Source organism: Streptomyces sp. NPDC085932 (genome assembly GCF_044540525.1).
GTDB classification, from domain to species: domain Bacteria; phylum Actinomycetota; class Actinomycetes; order Streptomycetales; family Streptomycetaceae; genus Streptomyces; species Streptomyces levis.
Map to the genome: position 1 here is coordinate 1518831 of NZ_JBITSJ010000001.1, position 22192 is coordinate 1541022.

Below are 22192 nucleotides of genomic sequence, written 5' to 3' on the forward strand. Positions count from 1 at the left end.
CGGTCACACGCCACCCGGCGTCAGTGGCCGTCGCGCGGGTACAGCCACTGCCGCAGCAGCCGGCTGAGCCGCGGCATCACCAGGTAGGTCAGCACCGGCAGCAGCACCAGGGGGAAGACGGCGGCCCGCAGCGGCAGCGGCCAGCCGGTGGTGTGCGGCGTCACCAGCCACTGGACGAGCAGCGTGAACGGGTAGGCGCCGAGGAAGGTGGTCAGCACCATCTTCCAGCGGGGCGGGGCCTGCACGGTGGTGCCGGGCAGGCTGAACCAGGTCTCCATGCCGGACGTCGACTGGCGTTCGCTGCCGACCTCCGTGGCGATGTCCTCGATCCGCCGGTGCCAGTCCGCACGCTCCGGCGACTCCAGCCAGGCGGCGAGCCGGTGCCGGTCGGACCAGCGCAGGACCGCGTGGTAGCGGTGGCCGTCCTCCACCGTCAGCCAGGAGATGCCCTCGTTGCCGGGGAACTGCCGGGCACAGCGGCTGATGCCGCGCGTCCACTCCTCGAACTCCCGCTCACGGCCGGGGCGCACCCGCCAGGTCAGGACCGTTGTCACCGGCTCGCCGCGCCGGACGTCGGTGGTGCTCATTCAGCTACGCGTGCCACGCGCGGCGCGAGTCATGCCTGAGCCGTCACGAGTGGCGGCCGGCCTCCACCAGGGCCTGGGTCACGGCCCGGACGCTGCGCGCGATGTGCTGCAACTGCATGACCTCGGCCGCGTACAGCTTGATGGTGTGCTCGATGACGCCTTCGTGCAGGCCGAGCCCGGGCAGGTCGGCGCGGGCGGTCTGCAGCGCGGTGCGGGCGATCCGGATCTCGTTCTGGACCTGGATGTGGGCGTGCCGGGCGAGGAGCACCGGGTGGCGGACGAACACGGGGTAGCCGGCGTAGCGCGCGGGGACCAGCTCGCGCAGCCACTTGGCCGCCGAGCGCTCCCAGTCGTAGCTTCCGGGGGTCTTGACCTGGCAGGGCCAGTCCGGGCTGATGCGCGTGGACGTCAGGGGCATGATCATCGCTTCCGGGTGTGCGGCGTCGTGTGGGTGGACGACGGGTCGGGGCGGCCCCGGCCTAGGGGATGACCGGGGCCGCCACGGACACCCGGGACGCCGGAGCGGGTAGGACCCGGCTCCACGGGTGCGGAACGGATCCGGAGCAGCCGGGTCGCGATCCGTGAGCAGTATTTATATATGCCAACCGGTTTGCAAGAAGCATGAAAACATTCATGCGCGCTTTGTTGCGGCTGGTGCCCTTCTGTGCCGGGCGCGCCGCTCAGTCGCGCAGGAAGAACTGGTGCTGGTCGGCGACCTGCTCGTACTCCTCCAGCCGGGCCTGCGTCCGCTCCGGGTCCGCGTCCGTCATGGCCTGCAGCAGCGCCGAGCACATCACGCCCGGGGCGGCGTAGGAGTCGAACACCAGGCGTGAGCCGGTGCCGGTGGCGAAGACGACGTCGGCCTCGTCGGCGAGCGGCCCGAGGGCCAGATCGGTGATGAGGGCGACCTTGAGCCCGGCGCCCCGCGCGACCCGGAGGGCCGTCAGGGTCTCCTGCGCGTGCCGCGGCATGGAGAACGCCAGCACCCAGGTGCCTCCCGCCTCACGTGACTGCAGCAGGGCGTCGTAGGCGACGCTGCCGCCGCGCGTCACGACCCGGACGTCCGGGTGGACCCGGCGCGCGGCGTAGGCGAAGTACTCGGCGAGGGAGACCGAGATGCGCAGACCGAGGACCGTCAGGGGAGCCGACGACGACAGCTTGCGGCCGATGTCGATGACCAGGTCGGGGTCGGCGAAGTCGCGGCGCAGGTTCTCCAGGTTCTCGATCTCGGCGTCGACCGCCGCCTGCAGTTCGTTGCCCCGGTTCTCCTCCGCGGGACCGCCGGCGAGGGTGCCGAGCGCGATCGACTGGAGCTTCTCCCGCAACGCCGGGTAGCCACTGAAGCCGACCGCCGAGGCGAACCGCGTCACCGACGGCTGGCTCACCCCCACCCGGTCCGCGAGGTCCGTGATCGACAGGAACGCCGCCTCGGTGATGTGCTCGATCAGGTACTGGGCGATGCGCCGCTGCCCCGGGGACAGGCGCGGCCGGTCGAAGAGCGCCCTGAGCCGGGCCGACGGGGAGACCTCCGCTTCCGGGGCGGCCTTCCCCGAGGTGATCGCGGATGCCTGTGCGCGTGCCTGCTGCGGCGATGGCACCGGTGCGCCTCCTTCGTCTCCCAGAGACGTTCAACATAGCTCACGCACCGTGGTGACCAGGGCTTCTCACGGAGGGCACATGAGCGGCCCGGGCAGGGATACCCGGAGGCCGGGCGGGAACCCGCCGCCCACAGCAGATCGTGAGAGGAGTCACCGCCATGACCACCCCCGAGGAGAACCGGCCCAAGACGGACACCACGGACGAGGTCGTGCAGCAGCACGACGACCACGGCTCCCGGCCGCCGGGCGCGACCGGCCGCACGATGCGCGAGGCCCTGGAGGAGGCCGAGGTGCGTCCCGACGACTACGACGAGCGGTAGCCCACGCCGGCCATCGCGACCCGACCGACGACGTATCCGGCAGGTGAGACCGCATGGGCGCGCTGAGTGCGCTGGAAGAGACTCTGGAGAACCGATGGGAGGCGCTGTGGGCGCGGGTCCTCGACAAGGAACCGGTCGAGGTCGTCGACGCCCTGCGACGCGAGTGCGACGACAACGCGGTGGTGTGCAGTGAGGGCCGGGTCATGGTCCCGAACGCCTACGACGTCGAACTGCCCGACGACGTCCACGAGCACCTGGTCCGCTCCGGCACCGACGTGGGGCAGGCGCTCACCGACAGCCTGTCCCGCCACGCGGAACGCCGCGGCTACGAGTGGGCGGGCCCCCTGGCGGTCCACGTGGCGAGGTGCCCCGAGGTCCCCAACGGCCGTTACCGGGTGGCCAGCAGGGTGATGCCCCACGTGAGCGCCGACGGGTTCTTCCGCGCGGCCCATTGAGACGCACGCCTTCGAACGCCCCCTTGCCGCGTCGGACGCGGGGCCGGGGGACGCTCAACGGCGATAGATCGTGATCGAGTGCCCGACCCGGTCGACGGGGCGGCTGCCGCCGAGCAACTCGGCCAGCCGCCCCGTCGCCTTGGCGGCGGCGGAGTCCGACACCACCACCAGTCCGCGCACGGCGGCCAGGGGCGCCCGGCGCGGGTCGGTGCTCTCGATGCCGTAGAACTCCGGTACCCCACTGCCCTTGTACACGAGCCACACCCGCTCACCCGCGTACCGCTCCCGCAGCCGGTCCGCGAGCCGCCCCAGGTCCTGCCCCCAGTCGACGTTCGAGTCGTGCAGCCACTCCCGCGTCCTGCCCGGCCCCCCGAACGCCTCGTTGGAGTACGGCAGATAGAAGGGGTACGCCCGCACCGAACTCACCGCGGCGAACGCCACGAGGACCGCGGCCCCCGCCACCACCCACCGCCTCCGCACCGCCGTGACGCACCCCGCCGCCACGGCGAGGAACAGCGGCACGAAGACGACGTACCGGACCCCGAGGTCCCGCGCCCCCGGCACGGCCGCGGCGAACAGCACGGCCGGAGCGGCCAGCACATAGGGGGCGGCGGGCCGCAGCCGCCGGGACGCGACCACGGCCACGACACCCCCGGCCCACAGGGCGATCGCCCCGAGCGGCGTCTTCACCAGCAGCGCGGCCGGCAGGTAGTACCAGAGCGAACCGTCGTACACACGGCCGAACAGAAAGCCCTGCCAGGGCCGGTTCTCCAGCCCGAACTGCAGGCGCACACCGTCCCGGTAGGCCTCGGGGAACGGAAGGAGCCGGACCAGCAGTCCGCGCAGCCCGTGCACCACGGGCACCTGCTGCTCCGGTGCCCAGCGCAGCCGCGGATCGACGGCCAGATACACGGCCCACACGACGGCGATCGCCGCCAGGGCCACCACACCGGCGCCGGCCATGGCACGCACCGCACGGCGGCCTCCCGCCACCACCGACAGCGCGGCCAGAGCCATCACCACCGGTACGGCGGGCAGCGTGCTCATCCTGGTGGCCAGCGCCGCGCCCAGCGCCACGCCCGCGAGCGGCACGTACCACCGGGGCCGCCGACGGGCCCGCCAGGCCAGCCACGCCGACGTCAGCACGAACCCGGCGGCCGGCACGTCGAGCGTGGCGAGCGAGCCGTGGGCGATGACGTCGGGGGAGAAGCAGTACAGCGCGAGCGCGGCCGATCCCGCGGCCCGGCCCGCCAGGTCCCGGGCGAAGGAGAAGACGACGAGCCCGAACAGCAGCGTCAGCGCGATCACCGGCAGGCGGGCCCACACCATCAGGTGCCAGGGGTCGTTGCCCGACTCGTAGAGCAGATGCCGGCCCAGCCGGCCCTGGTCCCCGGCGAAGTCCCGGTCCACGTGGGGCTCCGCGAGGGCCACCCCGGCGCCGATCAGCAGCTTGCCGAGCGGTGGGTGCTCGGGATTGTGCCGCAGCCGGTGCTCGTGGACGTACTCGGCGGCGGCGCCGACGTACACCGGTTCGTCGATCGTGGGGGTCTGCCGGACCGCGGTCGTGAGCATCGCACCGGCCATCTGCGCCAGCAGCACCGCCACGAGGAGCCGCACCGGCCACCGTCGCCCGGACCACCGCGCGGCGCCCGGCCGGGGCGCGGCCGGCACCGGCCGGACGGCGGCGGGGGCGAGCAGGTCCCTCATGGACCCACTGTGCATCAGCCCCCGCCGCGCACCGCGTCACCGCCGCACGAGTCGCACCGACACTCCGTCAGCCGTGTGGACGGGCACGGCCCGCAGCGTCGCCGAGTCCAGCTCGATCCGGTCGAACCGGCCGCGCAGCCCCGGGGCGGACAGCACCGGAACGGTCGTGCCCGCGAGCGGTGGCCGCCCGGCGCCGAGCCGCAGCGCCAGCACCCCGCCCTCGAGCAGGACCCGCCGGCTCACCGTGAGGGCCGGGCCGTGGTCCCGCCGCAGCGTCAGCTCCAGCCGCGACCCGCCCTGCTGCACGTACGAGCCGCGCACCCGCAGGGTCCGGTCCGCGCGCAGCGTGCCGCCCGTGACCCGGACGTCCCCGCGGCCCAGGGCGTCCGGGGAGGCGGCGACCAGGGTGCCGGCCTCGACGACCGTCCCGCCGCGGTAGCGGTTGTGACCGGTCAGGGTGAGCGTACCCGTGCCGCGCTTGGTCAGGCCGCCGTCGCCCACGATGTCGTTGCGCCAGCTGTCGGCCGCGTGGAAGCCGCCGGCCGCCGCGTCCAGCGTGACGGTCACGTCCCGGTCGAAGGCGCCGTAGCCGTCCGCCGCGGCGAACAGATCGAGACGGCCCCACTGCTCGAAGCCGTCCAGCAGGACGTACCCGGAGGGCAGCCCGGTCGTGCGCAGCACCTCGCGCCGCTGCTCCGCGCTCAGGTACGGCAGCCGCGTCTCCAGCAGCACCTCCGCGCCCTTGGGCACGGTCAGCGGGTCCTTGCGGCCGCGGCGCGGCAGCACGTACGTCAACCGGGGCCCGACCGCACGGGCGTTGGCCTCGCGGTCGGCGTACGCGTCGGCGGCGTCGGAGTGGGCGTAGGCGTGGAGCGTGTCCGCCGTCGTGCCGGTCCGCCGGGTGAAGTACGCGAGGGCCTGGGCGCGGGCCGCCGCCTTCAGCTCCGCGTTCGCCGGATCGCACAGGGCAGCGGCGCCCAGGGCCGTGGCCATGATCCGGCCGCCGATGACGTCGACCGTGGAGTGCATGCCCGCCGTGATCCGGGTGTGGCTCAGCTCGAACGCGCGCGTCACGAGCTCCTGGAAGCGTTCCGGCACCGCGTACGCGAAGGCGAGAGCGGCCAGGTGGAAGGCGTTGGTGTGGCCGCTGGGGAAGCCGCCGTCCTCCTGCGCGTTCTCCGAGCGCTGGCGCAGCAGTTGCGGGGCGACGACCACCTCCGAGTCGTACACCGGGTAGCCGAGCGGGTCCTTCCTGCCGGTGTCGACGACCTCGCTGTCCTCGTTCATGCGCCAGGGGCGCGGGTACTGGAAGGCGAACTTGGCCGGGTTGCCCGAGGCGAACGGGCCGCGCACGGTGTCGACCAGTTCGGCCACGCGGCCGAGTTCCGAGTCGTGGGAGCCGGCGCCGAGCGCCGATCCGGCCGGGGCGTCGGCGGGCAGGGTGTCGCTGATCCTCCCGGGGGGTGTGCCGTCCGGGGCGCCGGTGATCGACGTGACGGCCTTGGCGCCCTCCTTGTACAGCCCCGCGAGCGGGCCGAGACCGTCGATCAGGGCGTAGCTCTGGTGCCGGCGGTCGTGGACGAAGGCCTCCTTGGCCTGCTCCTCGGTGCGGGCCCGGGTGACGCGGGCGCAGTAGCGCATGTTGGCACGCAGCACCTCGTGGTCCAGGACCCGGCCGGTGTCCCAGGCGTCGCCGGTCTTCCACACCTCGGCCATCCCGCCCAGGATCCGGACGACCGCGTTGGTCTCGGGGGTCTGGTTGGCCACGACGTTCGACCGGTAGTCGTCGACGAACGCGGCGGGACCCGTGGCCGCCTTCGCGTCCGCGGCCCCCGGCCACGTGACGAACGCCGGTGCGGCGACGAGGCCGGCCGAGGCGCCCAGGGAGGTCCTCAGGAATCCGCGCCTGTCGACGGCGGTGGCGGTGTGGTGCCCGGCTGATGACGGCATGGTGCGCCTCTCTCGAGTGCTGCGGCGGCAAACCCCGGCCGTGCGGCCGGAGGGCGGTGCGGTGTGCGGCCCGGGTGCCTGCGGCGACATCGGCGACATCGGCGGCCTCCGGGGCGGACGGGTGACTTCGGGGCCACCCGATGGGAACGGGTGACTTCGGGGCCACCTGAGGGGAACGGGTGGGATCCGGTGCCACCCGGTGCGGACGAGCGACGGTCCACGGCCGGGGCGTGACCCCGGGAGGAGGGCCGGGCCACGGGCCGGGATCCGGACGGTGAACGGCGGCCGCCCGGCTCACAGCAGCGAACGGGCCAGCGTGAGCGCGCCCTGCACCGGCGGCACCCCCAGGCGGTGGGCACGGGCCGAGGGCAGGGACTCGGCGAGGGCGGAGGTGAACGCCTCGTAGAGGGCCGGCTGGGCGAGCACGGTGCCGCCCGCCACCACGACGTCGTCCACGGTGACGCCGCGCGCGGCGAGCCGGACGACCAGGGCGGCCAGCGCCCGGCCGCCGTCGGCGATCACGGCCCGGGCGAGCGGTGAGCCGGCCTCGGCCGCCGCGAAGACGACCGGGCAGTGGCGTCCCCACTCGGCGGAGACGTCCGTGGCGGCCTCCAGGGCCGCGCCGAGCGCGGGCACCTCGGCCACGCCGAACGCCGCGACCAGACCGGCCGCCAGCGCGTCGGGTTCCTCGCCGCGGTCGTGTGCCGCCCAGACGGCCCGCGCGGCCTCCCGGACGAGGCCGGCCGCGCCGCCCTCGTCGCCGAGTACCGCGCCCCAGCCGCCGACCTGCACCGGATCGCCCTCGGGGGAGCGCCCCACCGCGACCGAACCGGTACCGGCGACCAGGCCGACAGCCCGGTCCAGGCCGGCGGCCGGGACGAGCAGCTCGGCGTCGCCCACGACCAGCGCGGGTACCGCCAGCCGCTCCTGAAGCGCGTCCCGGATGCCCGCGCACTGGCGGGGTGTCTCACAGGCGTGACCGCCCACGGCGACCGCGGACGGCCGGGCGTGCGCGGGCAGGGCGTCGTGGACCAGCGCGGCCAGCCAGCCCGCCGCGGCCGGGGCGTCGTGAGGGCGCCAGCCCGCACTGCTGCGGACGCGGTCCACGACGGTCCCGTCGCCCGCGAGGGCGCGCAGCTGTGTCTTGGTGCCGCCCACGTCGATACCGACCGCGTACGGCGTGGAGTCCTGCACGGAGCCTCTCCCGTCATTGCGCGGTCACGGCGGGCGGCAGGCGAACCGCCCGTCGGACCACGGCAGTTGAGGAGGTAGGGAAGCCCCGGGACGGGCTTCTGCGGGGCACGGCAGGCGAGTACCGTGAAGTTCGTTAGGAAGTTAACTAACGAAGTAGGGTGCGTCAAGAGGCACGGAATTCCCGCTGCCGCGCCACCCTTGCGGCTGCCCTGTCCGGCCGCAGCACGACCTGGGGAGACCATGCACCTGAGTGAGAGTGCCCGTGTGGTGTTCGACGTACTGGCCGGGACGGGCACGGCCACCCGCCCCCAGCTGGCGACCGGTGCGGGCCTTTCCAAGCCGACCGTCTCCGCCGCGGTGGCCGAGCTGGAGACCGCCGGGCTCGCCGCCCACTCCGGGCGGGCCTCCGGATCCACCGGCCGCAGCGCCGCCGTCTACCGGCTCGGTCCGGCCGCGGGCGCCGTGCTCGCCGTGGACCTCGGGCCCGCCGAGACGCGGGCGCGCGGCTGCGCCCTGGACGGCACGCTGCTCGCCGAGGGCACCGGGTCCCGCCCGGAGGCGGCCGGCACCGTGCGCGAGGTCCTCGACGCGCTGCCCGCCGGGGCCCCGCTGCGGGCCGTCGTCGTCGCGGTCGGCGACGTGCCCACGCGCGACGGGGAGGGCGCCGGGGAGCGCCCCGCGACCGCCAAGGCCGGTCCCGTCTTCGACGCCATGGCCGTCGCGCTGCCCGAGGGCGTCCCGGTCCACCTGGAGAACAACGTCAACTGCGCCGCCCTCGCCGAACTGCACGAGGGTGCCGCCGTCGGCCGTGACACCTTCGGCTATCTGCGCATAGGCGTCGGCATCGGTCTCGCCGTCGTCATCGGGGGCAGGGTCCTGCGCGGCGCGAACGGCGCCGCCGGTGAGGTGGCCCGGCTGCCCTACCCGTGGGACGACGACCGCGCCCCGCGCCACGAGGGCCTGGAGCAGCGCATGGGCTCGCGCACCCTGCTGCGCCGGGCCGCCGAGGCCTGGCGGGACGGGGACGGGCCCCGGCCGCGCACCGCGCAGCGGCTGCTCGCCCTCTCCGCGCAGGGGCACGCCACCGCCCGTGCCGTGGTCGACGCGCACGCCGCCGACGTCGGCCGGCTCGCCGCCGCCGTCGCCGCCGTGCTGGACCCGGGGCTGATCGTGCTGGGCGGCGGCACCGGCGCGGATCCGCAGCTCCTGCCCGGTGTGCGGGCCGAGCTGGCCCGGCTGAGCTGGCCCACCGAGGTGGTCAGCAGCGTGGTGGGGGACACCGGGACCGTGGCGGGCGCGAGCAGGCTGGCCGTGGCCCATGGAATTCAAACCGTGACCGGAGCTGTGCGGACGAAGCATTGACGGCCGCGCCATCGGTCTGCCAATGTCCGGACAAGCGCTTTCTAAGTCGGCCGGGACGCCGACTCCGGGTAAGCCTCCCGCTCGTACGCGCAGTACGGCAGCCGCACCAGGGCGAGCTTGTGCGGTGCCGGCCGTCATGGCCGGGGACCCCACCCGTGAAGGCGACGCGGCCGGGCGAGGCCGCGCCCCGGAAGCGACATTCGACATCTCCTGCACAATGCACCCGTGCCGCCTCGGCTGGCGCCGTGCTTCCTCCGCTACGAGAAAAGGGATCGAAGATGATCAGTGTGGGTGTGCGGCGCTCCCGCCGGCTCGGCCGCGGCGGCATACGCCGCCTGGTTCCGCTCGCCGCCGTGGCCACGGCGGGTGCCCTGGTGCTCTCCGCCTGCGGCTCGGGGTCCGGCTCGGGCGGCAGCGAGAAGTCGCTGACGTTCTGGATCTCCACGGTCCCGGGGCAGGACGCGGGCTGGAAGAAGATGGTGGCGCAGTACAAGAAGGAAGCCGGCGTCTCCGTCAAGCTCGTCAACATCCCCTACGACGGGTACCCGGCGAAGCTGCACAACGCCGCGCAGGCGAACTCGCTGCCCGACGTGGCGGCCGTGCCGGCCCTGGACCCGATCTGGGCGAACAAGCTGATCGACCTCAGCTCCATCGCCGACAACAAGAGCTACAAGATCAACAAGAACTTCATCGCCAAGGACTCGTCCGGGAAGGTGCTGTCCATCCCCTCGGACATCACCGCGTCGGGCCTGTACATCAACAAGTCGCTGTTCGAGAAGGCCGGCGTCGACTACCCGACCTCGCCGGAGAAGACCTGGACCTGGACCGACTTCATCAAGGCCGCGGACAAGGTCCGGGACAAGACCGGCGCCAAGTACTCCCTCACCTTCGACCAGTCGCCCTCCCGGCTGCGCGCCATGGTGTACGAGCTCGGCGGCAAGTACGTCCACGCGGACTCCTCGGGCACGTTCTCCGTGGACGCCGCGACCCGGAAGGCCGTGAAGCGCTTCGTCGGCCTGAACGACGACAAGACCATGCCGAAGTCGGTGTGGACCAGCGGCGCCGACCCGTCCGCCATGTTCCAGAGCGGTGACGTGGTCGCCTACTGGTCCGGCGTGTGGCAGGTGCCCGCCTTCGCCGAGAGCATCAAGAAGTTCGAGTGGGCGAGCGTCCCGACCCCCGCCGAGCCGGTGCAGGCCAGCGACGTCAACAGCGGCGGCATGATGGTCGGCTTCAACAACAACGAGGCCGCGGCCGGCGCCGCGAAGAAGTTCATGTCCTGGCTGTACGAGCCGGACCACTACCGCGCGCTGTGCGAGGCGTCCGGATTCCTGCCCGTCGAGACCGGCCTGAACCCGAAGTACCCCTTCACCTCCGAGGCGGCCCAGGCGGCGTTCAAGCTCTACAACGAGTCGATCCCGCTGTACGAGCCGATCTCGGGCTACTTCAACACCGCGCAGACGAACTGGGTGCTGAAGGGCAAGAGCCTCACCGAGGACCCGACCAAGACGGAGCTCGGCAAGGCGATCAACGGCCAGCAGTCGGTCGACAAGGCCCTGGACAACATCGTGGCCGGCTACAACCAGCAGGTCGGCGGCGGATCGTGAGCCGGGGGCCGGACGGCCGGGCCGAGTCCCGGCCGTCCGGCCCCGAGCACCCATGGCCGCCCGGCTCACGCCGTGAGCCCACCGCAACCCCTTCCACCAGCACGGAGTCAGGAAGATGACCAAACGCGCCCCGGACGTGTCCGCGAGCCCGCCCAGGAGACGCAGTCGCTACACCCTCGCGCCGCTCGTCCTCATCGCGGCCAATGTCGTGCTCTTCGCGCTGTTCTTCGTCTGGCCTGCGGTGATCGGGCTCGTCTACTCCTTCACGAACTACACGGGCGTGGGGGCGTTCCAGTTCGTCGGACTGGACAACTACAGCAACCTCTTCGGGGACTCCACCTTCTACGACGCGGTGACCCGGACGCTGTTGTACACCGTGCTCTTCGTCCCGCTGAACTTCGTGTTCTCGCTGCTCATCGCCAACCTTCTGGTGAGCCGGCACGCCAAGGGCGCTTCGGTCGCGCGTGTCTTCTTCTTCATCCCGTGGCTGCTGTCGCCGATCGTCGTGGGTGTCCTGTGGCGGTGGCTGTTCGGTGAGAACTTCGGACTGGTCAACTACCTCATCGAGAAGGTCGGCGGCAACGCCGTTCCCTGGCAGTCGAACGCGGACCTGTCGCTGCTGGTGGTGGTCGTGGCGGCGTCCTGGGCCTGGACGGGCTTCTCCATGCTGCTGTTCATCGCGGCGATCAAGAACGTGCCGGCGTCGTACTACGAGGCGGCCGCGCTCGACGGCGCCGGTCCGTGGCGCCAGTTCGTGAGCATCACCCTGCCGAGCATCGCGCCCACGTCCTTCATCGTCATCCTGCTCAACACGATCCACGCGATGAAGGAGTATCCGCTGTTCGCCTCCCTCAACAACGGCGGGCCCGGAACGTCGAACAACCTGCTGGTGCAGTACATCTACCAGACCGGCTTCAAGTCGGGGCAGATCGGCTACGCGAGCGCCGCGTCGTTCGTTCTCATGCTCATCCTGATGGCCGTCGCGGTCATCCAGCTGATCGTCAACCGGCGGGTGGAGAACCGATGACAACCACGGACATGCCGCGCAAGGTCGACTCCACGCCCGGACGGGCTGTTCCCGGGAAGCGGTCCGGCGGCGCGGCCAGTGGCGGGCTCAGGCGCGCGATCCCCGCGACGACCCTGCTGTGGGTCCTGGCGGCCCTCTACGGGGTGCCGGTGCTGTGGTTCGTGCTCAGCTCCTTCAAGCCGGCGGGAGACCTGTTCTCCCTGCCGCTGACGCTGTTCCCGCACGACCCCACCGTGTCGGGCTACCAGGCGGCGTGGGACAGCGCCAACTTCTCCCAGTACTTCATCAACACCGCCGTCGTGTGCGTGATCGCGACGATCCTCACGGTGGGAGTCAGCTGCTGCACGGGCTACGCCCTGGCCAAGTACGACAACAAGTGGCTCAAGGCCTTCTTCGTCGGCATCCTGGCCACCACGATGCTGCCGGGCGAGGTCATGCTCGCCCCGCTCTTCCTGGTGGTCCGCGACCTCGGCTTCTACAACTCGCTCGCCGGCATCATCCTCCCGGCCGTGCTCACCGCGACCGGGTGCTTCATGTTCCGCCAGTTCTTCCTGACGGTCCCCGACGAACTCATCGAGGCCGCCCGCATCGACGGGGCGCGTGAGCTGTCGATCTTCCTGAGGATCATGGTGCCGATCTCCCGGCCCATCATGCTGACGCTCGCCATCCTGTCGTTCCAGTGGCGGTGGAACGACTACATCTGGCCGCTGCTGATGCTCAACGACCCCGAGAAGTTCACCGTGCAGATCGGCATCCAGAGCCTCGTCGGCGCGCAGAACATCAACTGGTCGGTGCTGCTCGGCGGATCGGTCATCTCCATGATCCCGCTGATCGTCGTCTTCCTGGTGTTCCAGCGTTACGTCATGAACGCCGACATCAACGCCGGACTGAAGGACTGACCGTGCCCGTCGAGCCCGACCACGCATTCGTCCGGTCGGCGGCCCGTGCCGCCGACCGGCTCGCCGTCCCCCTGGCCTCCCGCCCCGACGAGGAACCCGCCGGGGTGACCCACCGCGCCCTGGCGCTGCGGGTGAAGACCCTGATCGCGGCGTACCGTTCCCCGCACTCGGCCCTGCACGGCAGCGGGCAGGCCGTCGCCGCCGCGATGACCCACCTCGGTGCCCTGCGGGCCGCGCAGACCGCCGGCGGTCTCTTCGCCGGCGGCGACAACGTGCAGTCCCCGCCGGACTCCGCGTTCACCGTCAACGACGTGTGCGACGCGCACGTCCTCGCCGCGGGCGCCGGGCCGGAACTGGGTGACGTCACGGCCGCCCTCGCGGGGATCGCCGGCGCCACCCGCGAGGCGCTCCTGGCCGGTGGGGTGCACACCCCGAACCACCGCTGGGAACTGTGCGCGGCGCTGGCCCGCCTGCACCGGTCGTTCCCCGACGAACGGCTGCTCGACCGGATCGGGGAGTGGCTAGCCGAGGGCGTCGACATCGACGCGGAGGGCCTGTACTCGGAACGCAGCGCCAACTACGCGGCCCATGTGTCGAACCCTTCGCTGCTGCTGCTGGCCGACGTGCTCGGCCGCGCCGACCTGCTGGACGCCGTCGTGCGCAACCTCACCACCACCCTGGACCTGATCCGGCCGGACGGCACCGTGGAGACCGTCCACTCGCGGCGGCAGGACCAGCACGCCCCGTTCCCGCTCGCGCCCTACCTGCCGCACTACCGGCTGCTCGCGATCCGCACCGGCCGGGGCGACTTCAGCCGGGCGGCGCGGCAGGCGGCCGCCGGCGGCATCGACGACCCCGGACTGCTCCCCGAGACACTCCTCACCCCGGACCTGTGCGGCGTCCTGCCGGCACCGGCCGCGCCGGAGCTGCCACGCGGGCGGTACCTCACCACGGCGCGCCTCGCCGACCACGCCTCGGCCACCGCGCACACGGTGGTGTACGGCGGCTCCGACGTGCCGGCGCACCGGCGCATCCGCTCGGGCCTGGCCTGCAATCCCACCTTCCTGCGGCTGTTCGCCGGTGACGCGGTCCTGGACGCGGTCCGCCTCGCCCGGGGCTTCTTCGACCTGGGCCCGTTCCGCGCCGCCGGCATGCGGCGACCGGCCGGCCACCGCTATCTGCTCACCGAGACCCTCTCGGCCGCCTACTACCAGCCGCTGCCGCCGGGCCTGCGCCGGGACGACGGCGCCTACCGGATGGCGGACGAAGGACGCTTCTCGGCCGCGATGGCCTTCGAGGACCGGCCCCGGGACGAGGTCTCCCTCACCACCCGTGTCGAGGCGGACCTGCGCGAGGACGGTGCCGACCTGCGGATCGGCATCGACGGGCCACGGGTGCCCTGGGCCCTCGAACTGACCTTCCGCCCGGGCGGCGTGGTCGAGGGTGCCGTACCGATCGGCGAGGGGCGCTGGTGCCTGACGGCCGGACCGATGACCTACCGGGCCGGTGGCGACGAGATCCGGGTCGTGGCCGGCGTGGAGGCGGGTGAACCACTGGCCGGGCCGGACCGCGGGGACGTCCTGCGGTACGACCCTGGTCAGGACTACACCGTGGTCGGCGGCACCGACGCGACGACCGGTGACCGCGTCTACATCGGCGGACTCGGCCCGCACATCCTGACCGTCGCCCTGCGCGCCCGCCGGTCGGCACCGGACTGACCCCGCAGGGCCGCGCCGGGCTGACCCCGCAGGGCCGCGCCGGACTGACCCCGCAGGGCCGCAGCGCAGTGCCTCCGTCGTCCGCAGCGGACCGACCGTGCCGCCGGGCCCGGCTCACCCGCCGGGGGCCGGGTCCACCACCGTCGGCGCCTGGGCGGCGAGGGCCTCCAGGGACTCGCCGCTGAGCCGGCACACGGTCCACTCGTCCATGAGCTCCACCCCGAGCGACCTGTAGAAGTCGATCGTGGGGGTGTTCCAGGCCAGGACCCACCACTCGAAGCGGTCGTAGCCGTTGCGCCGGCAGAGCGCGGCCAGGGCCGCGAGCAGGGCCTTGCCGTGGCCGGAGCCGCGTGCCTGCGGTCGTACGTAGAGGTCCTCCAGGTGCATGCCCCGGGTGCCCGTCCAGGTCGAGAACCGCGGGAACCACAGGGCGAAGCCCAGGATCCCGCCGGTGTCGTCGTCCTGGGCGATCAGGGCGTGGGCGGCCGGGTGTTCACCGAACAGCGCCTCGCGCAGCTGCTCGTCGGTGGCCCTGGCGTGCTCCTCGGCCCGTTCGTAGGCGGCGAGTTCGCGGATCATCGCGCGGATCTCGGGAATGTCGTGCGGCGTCGCGGACCTGATCATGGGCACATCATGCCGGACGGGCGGGGGCCGCCGGGCCGGTCACACCCCGTCCGTCCGCACCACCACGTCGGCCCGTCCCCGGGTCGCCGCGACCAGCTCGGCGTTGGGCTGGTCCGAGCGGGCCACCCAAGCCCGCGCCTCCTCGTGGGTCTTGCCGAACCGCTCGTGCCGGGCGACCAGGCGGCGCACACGCTCCGGCTCGGGCAGTTCGCAGAACCACACCTCGTCCAGCAGGGGCCGGACCCGAGCCCAGGCGCCGGTGTCCAGGAGGAGGTAGTTGCCCTCGGTGACGACCAGACGGGCCGTCGGCGGGACCGGGATCGCGCCGGCGAGCGGCTGCTCCAGCACGCGCTCGAAGCCGGGGGCGTAGACGACGTCCCCGGCGTGCTCCTCCTCGCGCAGGCGCGCCAACAGGGCCGCGTAGCCGGCCGCGTCGAACGTGGCGGGAGCGCCCTTCCTGTCGCGCAGGCCGAGACGCTCCAGTTCGGCGTCGGCCAGGTGGAAACCGTCCATGGGCACGTACGCGACCCACGGCTCGCCGGGTCCGTTCAGCTCCCGGACCAGGCGCTCGGCGAGCGTGGACTTGCCCGCGCCGGGGCTGCCGGCGATGCCCAGGACCGCGCGCCGCCCGCCCTGCGGGAGGGCACGGGCGCGCCGGACGAGATCGTCGAAGGTGTGCGGCACAGGGGAGAGTGTGTCACCCGGCTCCGGGCGTCCGTACGGGCAGGGCCGCGCCCCGCGCGTGTGGCGTGCGCCACTCACTGGAACATCGCCGGGAGGGGAACCGATCCTGTATGACGCAGCTCGGTCTACCCGACGACATCCACGCCTGCCTCTTCGACCTCGACGGCGTCGTCACCAAGACGGCCGTCGTGCACGCGGCCGCCTGGAAGGAGATGTTCGACGCCTTCCTGCGCGCCCGCGACGGCGAGGACTTCCGGCCGTTCGACCCGGCCGACTACGACCAGTACGTCGACGGCCGGCCGCGCGCCGACGGCGTGCGCACCTTCCTCGCCTCCCGTGGCATCGACCTGCCCGACGGCGATCCGGACGACCCACCCGGCGCGGAGACGGTGCACGGCCTCGGCAACCGCAAGAACGACCTGGTCCTGGAGAAGATCCGCACCGACGGCGTCGAGGCGTACGAGGGCACGCTGCGCTATCTGGAGGCGGTCCGCGCCCACGGGCTGAGCACCGCGATCGTCTCCTCCAGCGCCAACTGCCAGGACGTGCTGCGCTCGATCGGCGCCGAGCACTACTTCGACGTGCGCATCGACGGCGTCGTCGCCGCCGAGCGCAAGCTGCCCGGCAAGCCGCACCCCGACACGTTCCTCGCGGCCGCCGAGGACCTCGGGGTCCGCCCGGCCGAGGCCGCCGTCTTCGAGGACGCGCTGGCCGGGATGGACGCGGGCCGCGCCGGCCGGTTCGGGTACGTCGTCGGCGTCGACCGGGTGGGACAGACCGACGCGCTGTACGCGCACGGCGCCGACGTCGTGGTGCGGGACCTGGCCGAACTGGGAGGCGCCGAGTGATAACCCAGCGGGCGTACGGCGTCGAACCCTGGGCGGTGCGCGAGACGGAACTCGACCTGGACGTGCTGGCGCAGAGCGAGTCCGTGTTCGCGCTGTCCAACGGACACGTCGGCTGGCGCGGCAACCTCGACGAGGGCGAACCCCACGGTCTGCCCGGCTCGTACCTCAACGGCGTCCACGAACTGCACCCGCTGCCGTACGCCGAGGCCGGCTACGGCTACCCGGAGTCGGGGCAGACGGCCATCAACGTCACCAATGGCAAGGTGCTGCGCCTGCTCGTCGACGACGAGCCGTTCGACCTGCGCTACGGGCGGCTCGTCGCCCACGAGCGCACCCTCGACCTGCGCCGGGGCGTGCTGGAGCGGGTCTGCGAGTGGACCTCCCCGGCCGGCTCGACCGTACGCGTGCGCTCCACCCGGCTGGTCTCCCTCACCCAGCGGGCGATCGCCGCCGTGGCCTACGAGGTGGAGCCCGTCGACAGCCGCACCCGCGTGGTCGTCCAGTCGGAACTCGTCGCCAACGAGAGCCTGCCCGAGCCGGACGGCGACCCGCGCGCGGCCCGTGCGCTGAAGTCGCCCCTGGAGCCGGAGGAGGACCTCGCCACGGGCACCAGGCTGCGCCTGGTCCACCGCACCCGCCGCAGCGGCCTGCGGGTCGCGGTCGCCGCCGACCACACCGTGACGGGTCCCGAGCGGACCACCACGAGCAGTGAGAGCAACGTCGACGTGGCGCGGCTGACCGTCACCTCCGTCCTGGAGCCGGGGGAGCGGCTGCGGGTGGAGAAGCTGGTCGCCCACGGCTGGTCCGGCGCCCGCTCCCGGCCCGCGATGAGCGACCAGGTCGAGGCGGCCCTCGCGGCGGCCGGACACAGCGGCTGGGAGGGGCTGCTGGCGGAACAGCGGGCGTACCTGGACGACTTCTGGGCGCGCGCCGACGTCGAGGTCGACGGCGACGAGGAGATCCAGCAGGCCGTCCGCTTCGCCCTCTTCCACGTGCTGCAGGCCGGCGCCCGCGCCGAGCAGCGCGCCATCCCCGCCAAGGGGCTCACCGGCTCCGGCTACGACGGCCACGCCTTCTGGGACACCGAGGCGTTCGTGCTGCCGGTGCTGACCTCCACCGAGCCGAAAGCCGCCGCCGAGGCCCTGCGCTGGCGCCTGGACACCCTGCCCGCAGCCCGGGAGCGCGCGGCCCAACTCGGCCTGCGCGGCGCCGCGTTCCCCTGGCGCACCATCGAGGGCTCGGAGGGCTCCGCCTACTGGCCGGCCGGCACGGCCGCCTTCCACGTCGGCGCCGACATCGCGGACGCCGTGGTGCGCTACGTGGCCGCCACCGGCGACGAGACCTTCGAGCGCGAGGTCGGTGTGGAACTGCTGGTGGAGACGGCACGCCTGTGGCGCTCCCTCGGCCACCACGACGACCGGGGCGTCTTCCACATCGACGGCGTCACCGGGCCGGACGAGTACAGCGCGATCGCCGACGACAACACGTACACCAACCTCATGGCCCGGGCGAACCTGCTGGCCGCCGCCGACGCCTGCAAGCGCCACCCCGACGAGGCCGCGCGACTCGGCGCCGACGAGGAGGAGATGGCCGCCTGGCGCGACGCCGCCGAGGCGATGCACGTCCCCTACAACGAGGAACTCGGCGTGCACGAACAGCACGCCGGCTTCACCCGCTACCAGCGCTGGGACTTCGCGCGCACCCGGCCCGACCAGTACCCGCTGATGCTCCACTTCCCCTACTTCGACCTGTACCGCAAGCAGGTCGTCAAGCAGGCGGACCTCGTGCTGGCGATGTACACCTGCGGCAGCTTCTTCGAGGAGGCCGTCGAGGACAACGCCGAGGAGCAGATCGCGCGCAACTTCGCCTACTACGAGCCGCTGACCGTCCGGGACTCCTCCCTGTCCGCCTGTGTCCAGGCCGTCATGGCCGCCAGGACCGGCCATCTCGACCTGGCCTGCGCCTACACGGCCGAGGCCGCGCTGATGGACCTGGGGGACCTGGAGCACAACACCCGCGACGGACTGCACATCGCCTCGCTGGCCGGGACCTGGATGGCGCTGGTCGCGGGCTTCGGCGGCATGCGCTGCACCGACGGCGGCCTGCGGTTCGCCCCGCGTCTGCCCGACCGGTACAGCCGCCTGGCCTTCACGATCCGGTTCCTCGGCCGGTCGCTGCGGGTGGAGCTCACCACCGGCCGGGCCACCTACACCCTGCGCTCCGGACCGCCCCTGACCATCCGCCACCACGGCACGGAGCTGACGGTGAGCGAGGACACGCCCGTGACCCGGCCCGTCCCGCCGTCGCCCCGGCGTCCCGCTCCCGAGCAGCCGGCGCACCGGGCCCCGCGCACCCGCTGACCGTCCCGGCGCGTCAGGCACTTGGCCGTATTCCGCCCTGCACCCCCTCGGCCGGCGGGTTAGTTTGTCCGTGTTTGCCGACTTCACGGGGTAAGGGGCGGAACATGGCCGACGGCGCGAACGCCATCCTCGTCCGCAGGCGGCGGCGCGACCAGCCGCCGGCGGCGGGCACGGCCGGCAGGAAGCGCGGCGACCGGGCGCTCGCCGCGCTCGCCGCCGTCTTCACCCTCGCGCAGCTCGCCCTCGTCCGCCCCGTGCTGCTCCTCGGCTGGGACGAGATCGTCTACGTCAGCCAGGTCACCTCCCACACCCCGGCGGCCTTCTTCAGCGCACCCCGCTCCCGGGGCGTGTCCCTGCTGGTCGCGCCCGTCGCCTCCTGGTCGTCGTCCGTCCCGCTCCTGCGCGTCTATCTCGCCGTCCTCTCCGGAGCCGCCCTCTTCCTGGCCCTGCGCGCCTGGCGCGGCCTGTTCCCGACCAGGGTCCTGGTCGTCGGCGGTGCCCTGTTCGCCACGCTGTGGACGACCCTCTTCTACGGCCCGCAGGCCATGCCCAACTACTGGGTCGCGATCGGCGCCCTGATCAGCGTGGGCTGCTTCCTGCGCGCGCGGCGGGAACGTTCCGCCCGGGCCGCACTGTGGGGCGTGGCCGCGGGCGGTGTGCTCATGGCGCTGATGCGGCCCGGTGACGCGCTCTGGGTCGCCCTGCCCCTGCTGGCCCTCGCCCTGGCCCGGCGCCACTGGCGCCTGCTGCTCGTGCTCGCTGCGGGGCTCGCTGCGGGCGCCCTGCCGTGGGTGATCGAGGCGTGGCTCGGCCACGGCGGTCTGGCGCAGCGGCTGTCGGACGCCTCCCGCATCCAGGGCGGGCTCGGCTGGCAGTTCGCCGTGGACGACCAGCTGCGCAGCCTGGGCGGACGGGCCCTGTGCCGGCCGTGCACCGGGTCGGTGCCGCATCCCGTCGTCACCGTCTGGTGGTTCGCCCTGCCCGTGCTGGCCGGACTCGCCGTGGCCGTCGCGGCCCGGGCCCGGCGCCTGGAACGGACCCTGGTGCCGCTGGCCTGCGCCGCCACGGCCGCCGTGCCCTATCTGTTCATGATCGGCTACGCCGCTCCCCGCTTCCTCCAGCCGGCCTACGCCCTGCTGGCGATCCCGGCGGCCGACGCCCTGTGGCACGTGGTGCGCAGGCCGGGCGGCTCCTGGCGGCCGGTCGCCGCCGCGCTGGTCGCGCTCGGCCTGGCCGGGCACCTGGCCGTACAGATCGCCGTCCTGGAGGGTGCCGTGGCCCGCAACACCGACAGCCGCCGCGACTGGGACCGCACGGCCGGCGCCCTGCACCGCCTCGGCGTCCGCCCGCCCTGCCTGCTCACCGGGCACGAGGCGATCCCCATCGGCTACTACACCGGCTGCTCCTCGGGCGCGACCTCCGGACACAACGAGAACACCACCGTGCCGGAGATCCTGCGCACCGCGGACCGGCTCCCGGTCGCCCACCTCGCACCCGCCGGCGGCACCCCGCCGAAGTACGCCCGCGCCTGGCCCGTCCACCGCGTCTCGGACCTCGACGTCCGCGTCGCACCGCGCCCCTGACGCCCCACGCGCGTTTCCCGCCCGTTCCGTCCAGGTAGGTAGGACTCGGACGACGGCCGCGGACGAGGGGGGACCGGTATGGCGCTGGGCGAGTACGAGGGCGGGCTGGGCGAGGAGTTCTTCACGCCGGGGTCCTCGTCGTTCACGGAGTTCCTGGCGGCCCACCGCCCCGGTCTGCTGAGCACCCGTCGCGTCCTGCCGGACGGCGTCCGCGCCGAGGGCGTCCCGCACGGCACGACGGTCCTGGCCCTCACCTTCGGCGACGGCGTGCTGATCGCGGGGGACCGCCGGGCGACGATGGGCAACCTGATCGCCCAGCGCGACCTGGAGAAGGTGCACCCCGCCGACGACCACACCGCCGTGGCGTTCGCGGGCTCCGTCGGACTCGCCCTGGACCTGGTGAAGCTCTATCAGGTCGAGCTGGCGCACTTCGAGAAGATCGAGGGCATCCCCATGACCCTCGCCGCCAAGGCCACCCGGCTGGCCACCATGATCCGCGGCAACCTGGCCCAGGCCATGCAGGGCCTCGCGGTCGTCCCGCTGCTGGCCGGTTACGACCCCGCCGGCCCGGAGGGCGGACGCGGCCGCATCTTCGGCTTCGATGTCGCCGGCGGCCGCTACGAGAAGTTCGGCTTCCACGCCGAGGGGTCCGGATCGCCGTACGCCCGGGGCGCGTTGAAGAAGCTGTACCGTCCGGGCATGACCCGCCGCGAGGCGGCCCTGGCCGCGCTGCAGGCGCTGTACGACGCCGCGGACGACGACTCCGCCACCGGCGGACCCGACCTCACCCGGCGCATCTACCCGGTCGTGTCCGTCATCACCGAGGACGGCTTCGAGCGCCTCACCGAGGCGGAGACGGAGCGGCTCAGCCGCGAGACGGTCGAGCAGCGCCGCACCCGCCCCGACGGGCCGAACGCCGCCGTGTGACCCGAACGCGCTCGGTCACGTCGTCGTCACCCGTTCCCCGGGCAAGCGGGGGATCCGGCCGTCCGCCGAGGTTAGGGCCCGCGTTACGGGAAACGCGGAACGGACAGCGGAGACGAACGAGTCGACGCAGCGCGACAGGGAGGCAGGAGTGATGGGCACGGAACCGATGCGCCCCGAACCGATGGCGGACGACGCGTACCAGCCCACCGGGACCAACGAGGAGCAGGAGGACGCCGCGCCGCTGGACCTCCAGGACGCCGTCGACGAGCGGACCTACGACGACACCCTCGACGAGGGCTACTCCCCGCCGGAGAAGCCTCTCGGCGTCACCAAGCACGGCACCACCGCCGCGGAGCAGCACGAGGGCGAGACGCTCGACGAACGGCTCTCCCAGGAGGTCCCCGACGTCAGCGCCGAGCCCGTCGGCGACGGCGTGGGCGACAGCCCCGACAGCGACGGCGAACCGGTGGACCCCGAGGCGGGCACCGCCCGGGCCGGCCGTCTGGTCGCCCCGGACGAGGGCGCCCACGAGGACACCACGAAGGAGACCGTCGCCACCGACGTCGGCATCGACGGCGGCGCGGCCGGCGCGGAGGAGGCCGCCGTCCACGTGGTGGAGGACGACACCGTGCTGCCCGAGGACGACGGCAGGGTGTGATCCCGCACCCGCCGCTGACCGGTCTTCGACGTACGAGGCCACCGCACCAGGGCGCGACGGGTGCGGTGGCCTCGTACGGAGCGG

20 protein-coding genes are annotated in these 22192 nt (G+C 73.3%); 12 read left to right on the forward strand and 8 right to left on the reverse strand.

Annotated features, from left to right (window positions below; genetic code table 11):
- Positions 1 to 20 precede the first annotated feature (20 nt).
- The 3 genes from ACIGAQ_RS06385 to ACIGAQ_RS06395 form a co-directional block, all read right to left on the reverse strand.
- Positions 21 to 587, reverse strand: a complete 567-nt coding sequence (locus tag ACIGAQ_RS06385; protein WP_399779542.1) for an antibiotic biosynthesis monooxygenase — start codon at positions 585 to 587, stop codon at positions 21 to 23.
- 43 nt (positions 588 to 630) lie between these two features.
- Positions 631 to 1011: a hypothetical protein gene (locus ACIGAQ_RS06390; protein ID WP_399779544.1), complete on the reverse strand. Its 381-nt coding sequence runs from the start codon at positions 1009 to 1011 to the stop codon at positions 631 to 633.
- A 256-nt stretch (positions 1012 to 1267) separates the two neighbouring features.
- A complete protein-coding gene (locus ACIGAQ_RS06395) occupies positions 1268 to 2185 on the reverse strand; it encodes a MurR/RpiR family transcriptional regulator (protein WP_311686376.1) in 918 nt (305 codons plus the stop codon).
- A gap of 158 nt (positions 2186 to 2343) precedes the next feature.
- Here ACIGAQ_RS06395 and ACIGAQ_RS06400 point away from each other — a divergent pair, with 158 nt between their 5' ends.
- Together ACIGAQ_RS06400 and ACIGAQ_RS06405 are read left to right on the forward strand one after the other, a co-directional pair.
- Complete coding sequence (locus ACIGAQ_RS06400) at positions 2344 to 2505, forward strand: hypothetical protein (protein WP_311686374.1); 162 nt, start codon at positions 2344 to 2346, stop codon at positions 2503 to 2505.
- Positions 2506 to 2558: 53 nt separating this feature from the next.
- Entirely contained in the window at positions 2559 to 2960 is a 402-nt protein-coding gene (locus tag ACIGAQ_RS06405) for a DUF3662 domain-containing protein (protein ID WP_311686372.1), read from the forward strand.
- Between the two features lie 54 nt (positions 2961 to 3014).
- On the opposite strand, the gene ACIGAQ_RS06410 is transcribed toward ACIGAQ_RS06405, so the two are convergent.
- The 3 genes from ACIGAQ_RS06410 to ACIGAQ_RS06420 form a co-directional block, all read right to left on the reverse strand.
- Entirely contained in the window at positions 3015 to 4682 is a 1668-nt protein-coding gene (locus ACIGAQ_RS06410; protein ID WP_399779547.1) for a phospholipid carrier-dependent glycosyltransferase, read from the reverse strand.
- 21 nt (positions 4683 to 4703) lie between these two features.
- Positions 4704 to 6617, reverse strand: coding sequence for a phosphatase PAP2 family protein (locus tag ACIGAQ_RS06415; protein ID WP_399779549.1), 1914 nt, complete (start codon positions 6615 to 6617; stop codon positions 4704 to 4706).
- Positions 6618 to 6911: 294 nt separating this feature from the next.
- Complete coding sequence (locus ACIGAQ_RS06420) at positions 6912 to 7811, reverse strand: N-acetylglucosamine kinase (protein ID WP_399779551.1); 900 nt, start codon at positions 7809 to 7811, stop codon at positions 6912 to 6914.
- A 240-nt stretch (positions 7812 to 8051) separates the two neighbouring features.
- Between ACIGAQ_RS06420 and ACIGAQ_RS06425 the strand changes: the two genes are divergently transcribed.
- The 5 genes from ACIGAQ_RS06425 (at position 8052) to ACIGAQ_RS06445 (ending at position 14424) form a co-directional block, all read left to right on the forward strand.
- Positions 8052 to 9173, forward strand: a complete 1122-nt coding sequence (locus ACIGAQ_RS06425) for an ROK family protein (RefSeq protein WP_399779552.1) — start codon at positions 8052 to 8054, stop codon at positions 9171 to 9173.
- A 278-nt stretch (positions 9174 to 9451) separates the two neighbouring features.
- Positions 9452 to 10780, forward strand: coding sequence for an ABC transporter substrate-binding protein (locus tag ACIGAQ_RS06430; protein WP_399779554.1), 1329 nt, complete (start codon positions 9452 to 9454; stop codon positions 10778 to 10780).
- Between the two features lie 115 nt (positions 10781 to 10895).
- Positions 10896 to 11807 carry a carbohydrate ABC transporter permease gene (locus ACIGAQ_RS06435; protein ID WP_399779556.1) on the forward strand — a complete coding sequence of 304 codons (912 nt, stop codon included), beginning with the start codon at positions 10896 to 10898 and terminating at the stop codon, positions 11805 to 11807.
- The gene (locus ACIGAQ_RS06440) at positions 11804 to 12706 is read left to right on the forward strand and encodes a carbohydrate ABC transporter permease (RefSeq protein WP_399779558.1); all 903 of its coding nucleotides are present in this window, start codon (positions 11804 to 11806) and stop codon (positions 12704 to 12706) included. Before ACIGAQ_RS06435 ends, ACIGAQ_RS06440 begins: the two co-directional genes overlap by 4 nt.
- A 2-nt stretch (positions 12707 to 12708) precedes the next feature.
- Entirely contained in the window at positions 12709 to 14424 is a 1716-nt protein-coding gene (locus ACIGAQ_RS06445; RefSeq protein ID WP_399779560.1) for a hypothetical protein, read from the forward strand.
- 114 nt (positions 14425 to 14538) lie between these two features.
- On the opposite strand, the gene ACIGAQ_RS06450 is transcribed toward ACIGAQ_RS06445, so the two are convergent.
- On the reverse strand, positions 14539 to 15048 hold the full coding sequence (locus tag ACIGAQ_RS06450) for a GNAT family N-acetyltransferase (RefSeq protein ID WP_311686356.1): 510 nt from the start codon (positions 15046 to 15048) through the stop codon (positions 14539 to 14541).
- 39 nt (positions 15049 to 15087) lie between these two features.
- Complete coding sequence (locus ACIGAQ_RS06455) at positions 15088 to 15732, reverse strand: nucleoside/nucleotide kinase family protein (protein WP_311686354.1); 645 nt, start codon at positions 15730 to 15732, stop codon at positions 15088 to 15090.
- 110 nt (positions 15733 to 15842) lie between these two features.
- Between ACIGAQ_RS06455 and ACIGAQ_RS06460 the strand changes: the two genes are divergently transcribed.
- The 5 genes from ACIGAQ_RS06460 to ACIGAQ_RS06480 all read left to right on the forward strand — a co-directional run bounded on the left by ACIGAQ_RS06460 (position 15843) and on the right by ACIGAQ_RS06480 (position 22108).
- Positions 15843 to 16580, forward strand: a complete 738-nt coding sequence (locus tag ACIGAQ_RS06460) for a beta-phosphoglucomutase family hydrolase (RefSeq protein ID WP_362283507.1) — start codon at positions 15843 to 15845, stop codon at positions 16578 to 16580.
- Positions 16577 to 18940 (forward strand): glycoside hydrolase family 65 protein, encoded by a 2364-nt coding sequence (locus ACIGAQ_RS06465; RefSeq protein ID WP_399779563.1) that lies wholly within the window; start codon positions 16577 to 16579, stop codon positions 18938 to 18940. The genes ACIGAQ_RS06460 and ACIGAQ_RS06465 overlap by 4 nt, the downstream gene beginning before the upstream one ends.
- 104 nt (positions 18941 to 19044) lie before the next feature.
- A complete protein-coding gene (locus ACIGAQ_RS06470; protein WP_399779565.1) occupies positions 19045 to 20523 on the forward strand; it encodes a hypothetical protein in 1479 nt (492 codons plus the stop codon).
- A gap of 78 nt (positions 20524 to 20601) precedes the next feature.
- The gene (gene prcB, locus ACIGAQ_RS06475; protein WP_399779567.1) at positions 20602 to 21450 is read left to right on the forward strand and encodes a proteasome subunit beta; all 849 of its coding nucleotides are present in this window, start codon (positions 20602 to 20604) and stop codon (positions 21448 to 21450) included.
- 166 nt (positions 21451 to 21616) lie between these two features.
- A complete protein-coding gene (locus ACIGAQ_RS06480; protein ID WP_311686403.1) occupies positions 21617 to 22108 on the forward strand; it encodes a DUF5709 domain-containing protein in 492 nt (163 codons plus the stop codon).
- Positions 22109 to 22192 lie beyond the last annotated feature (84 nt).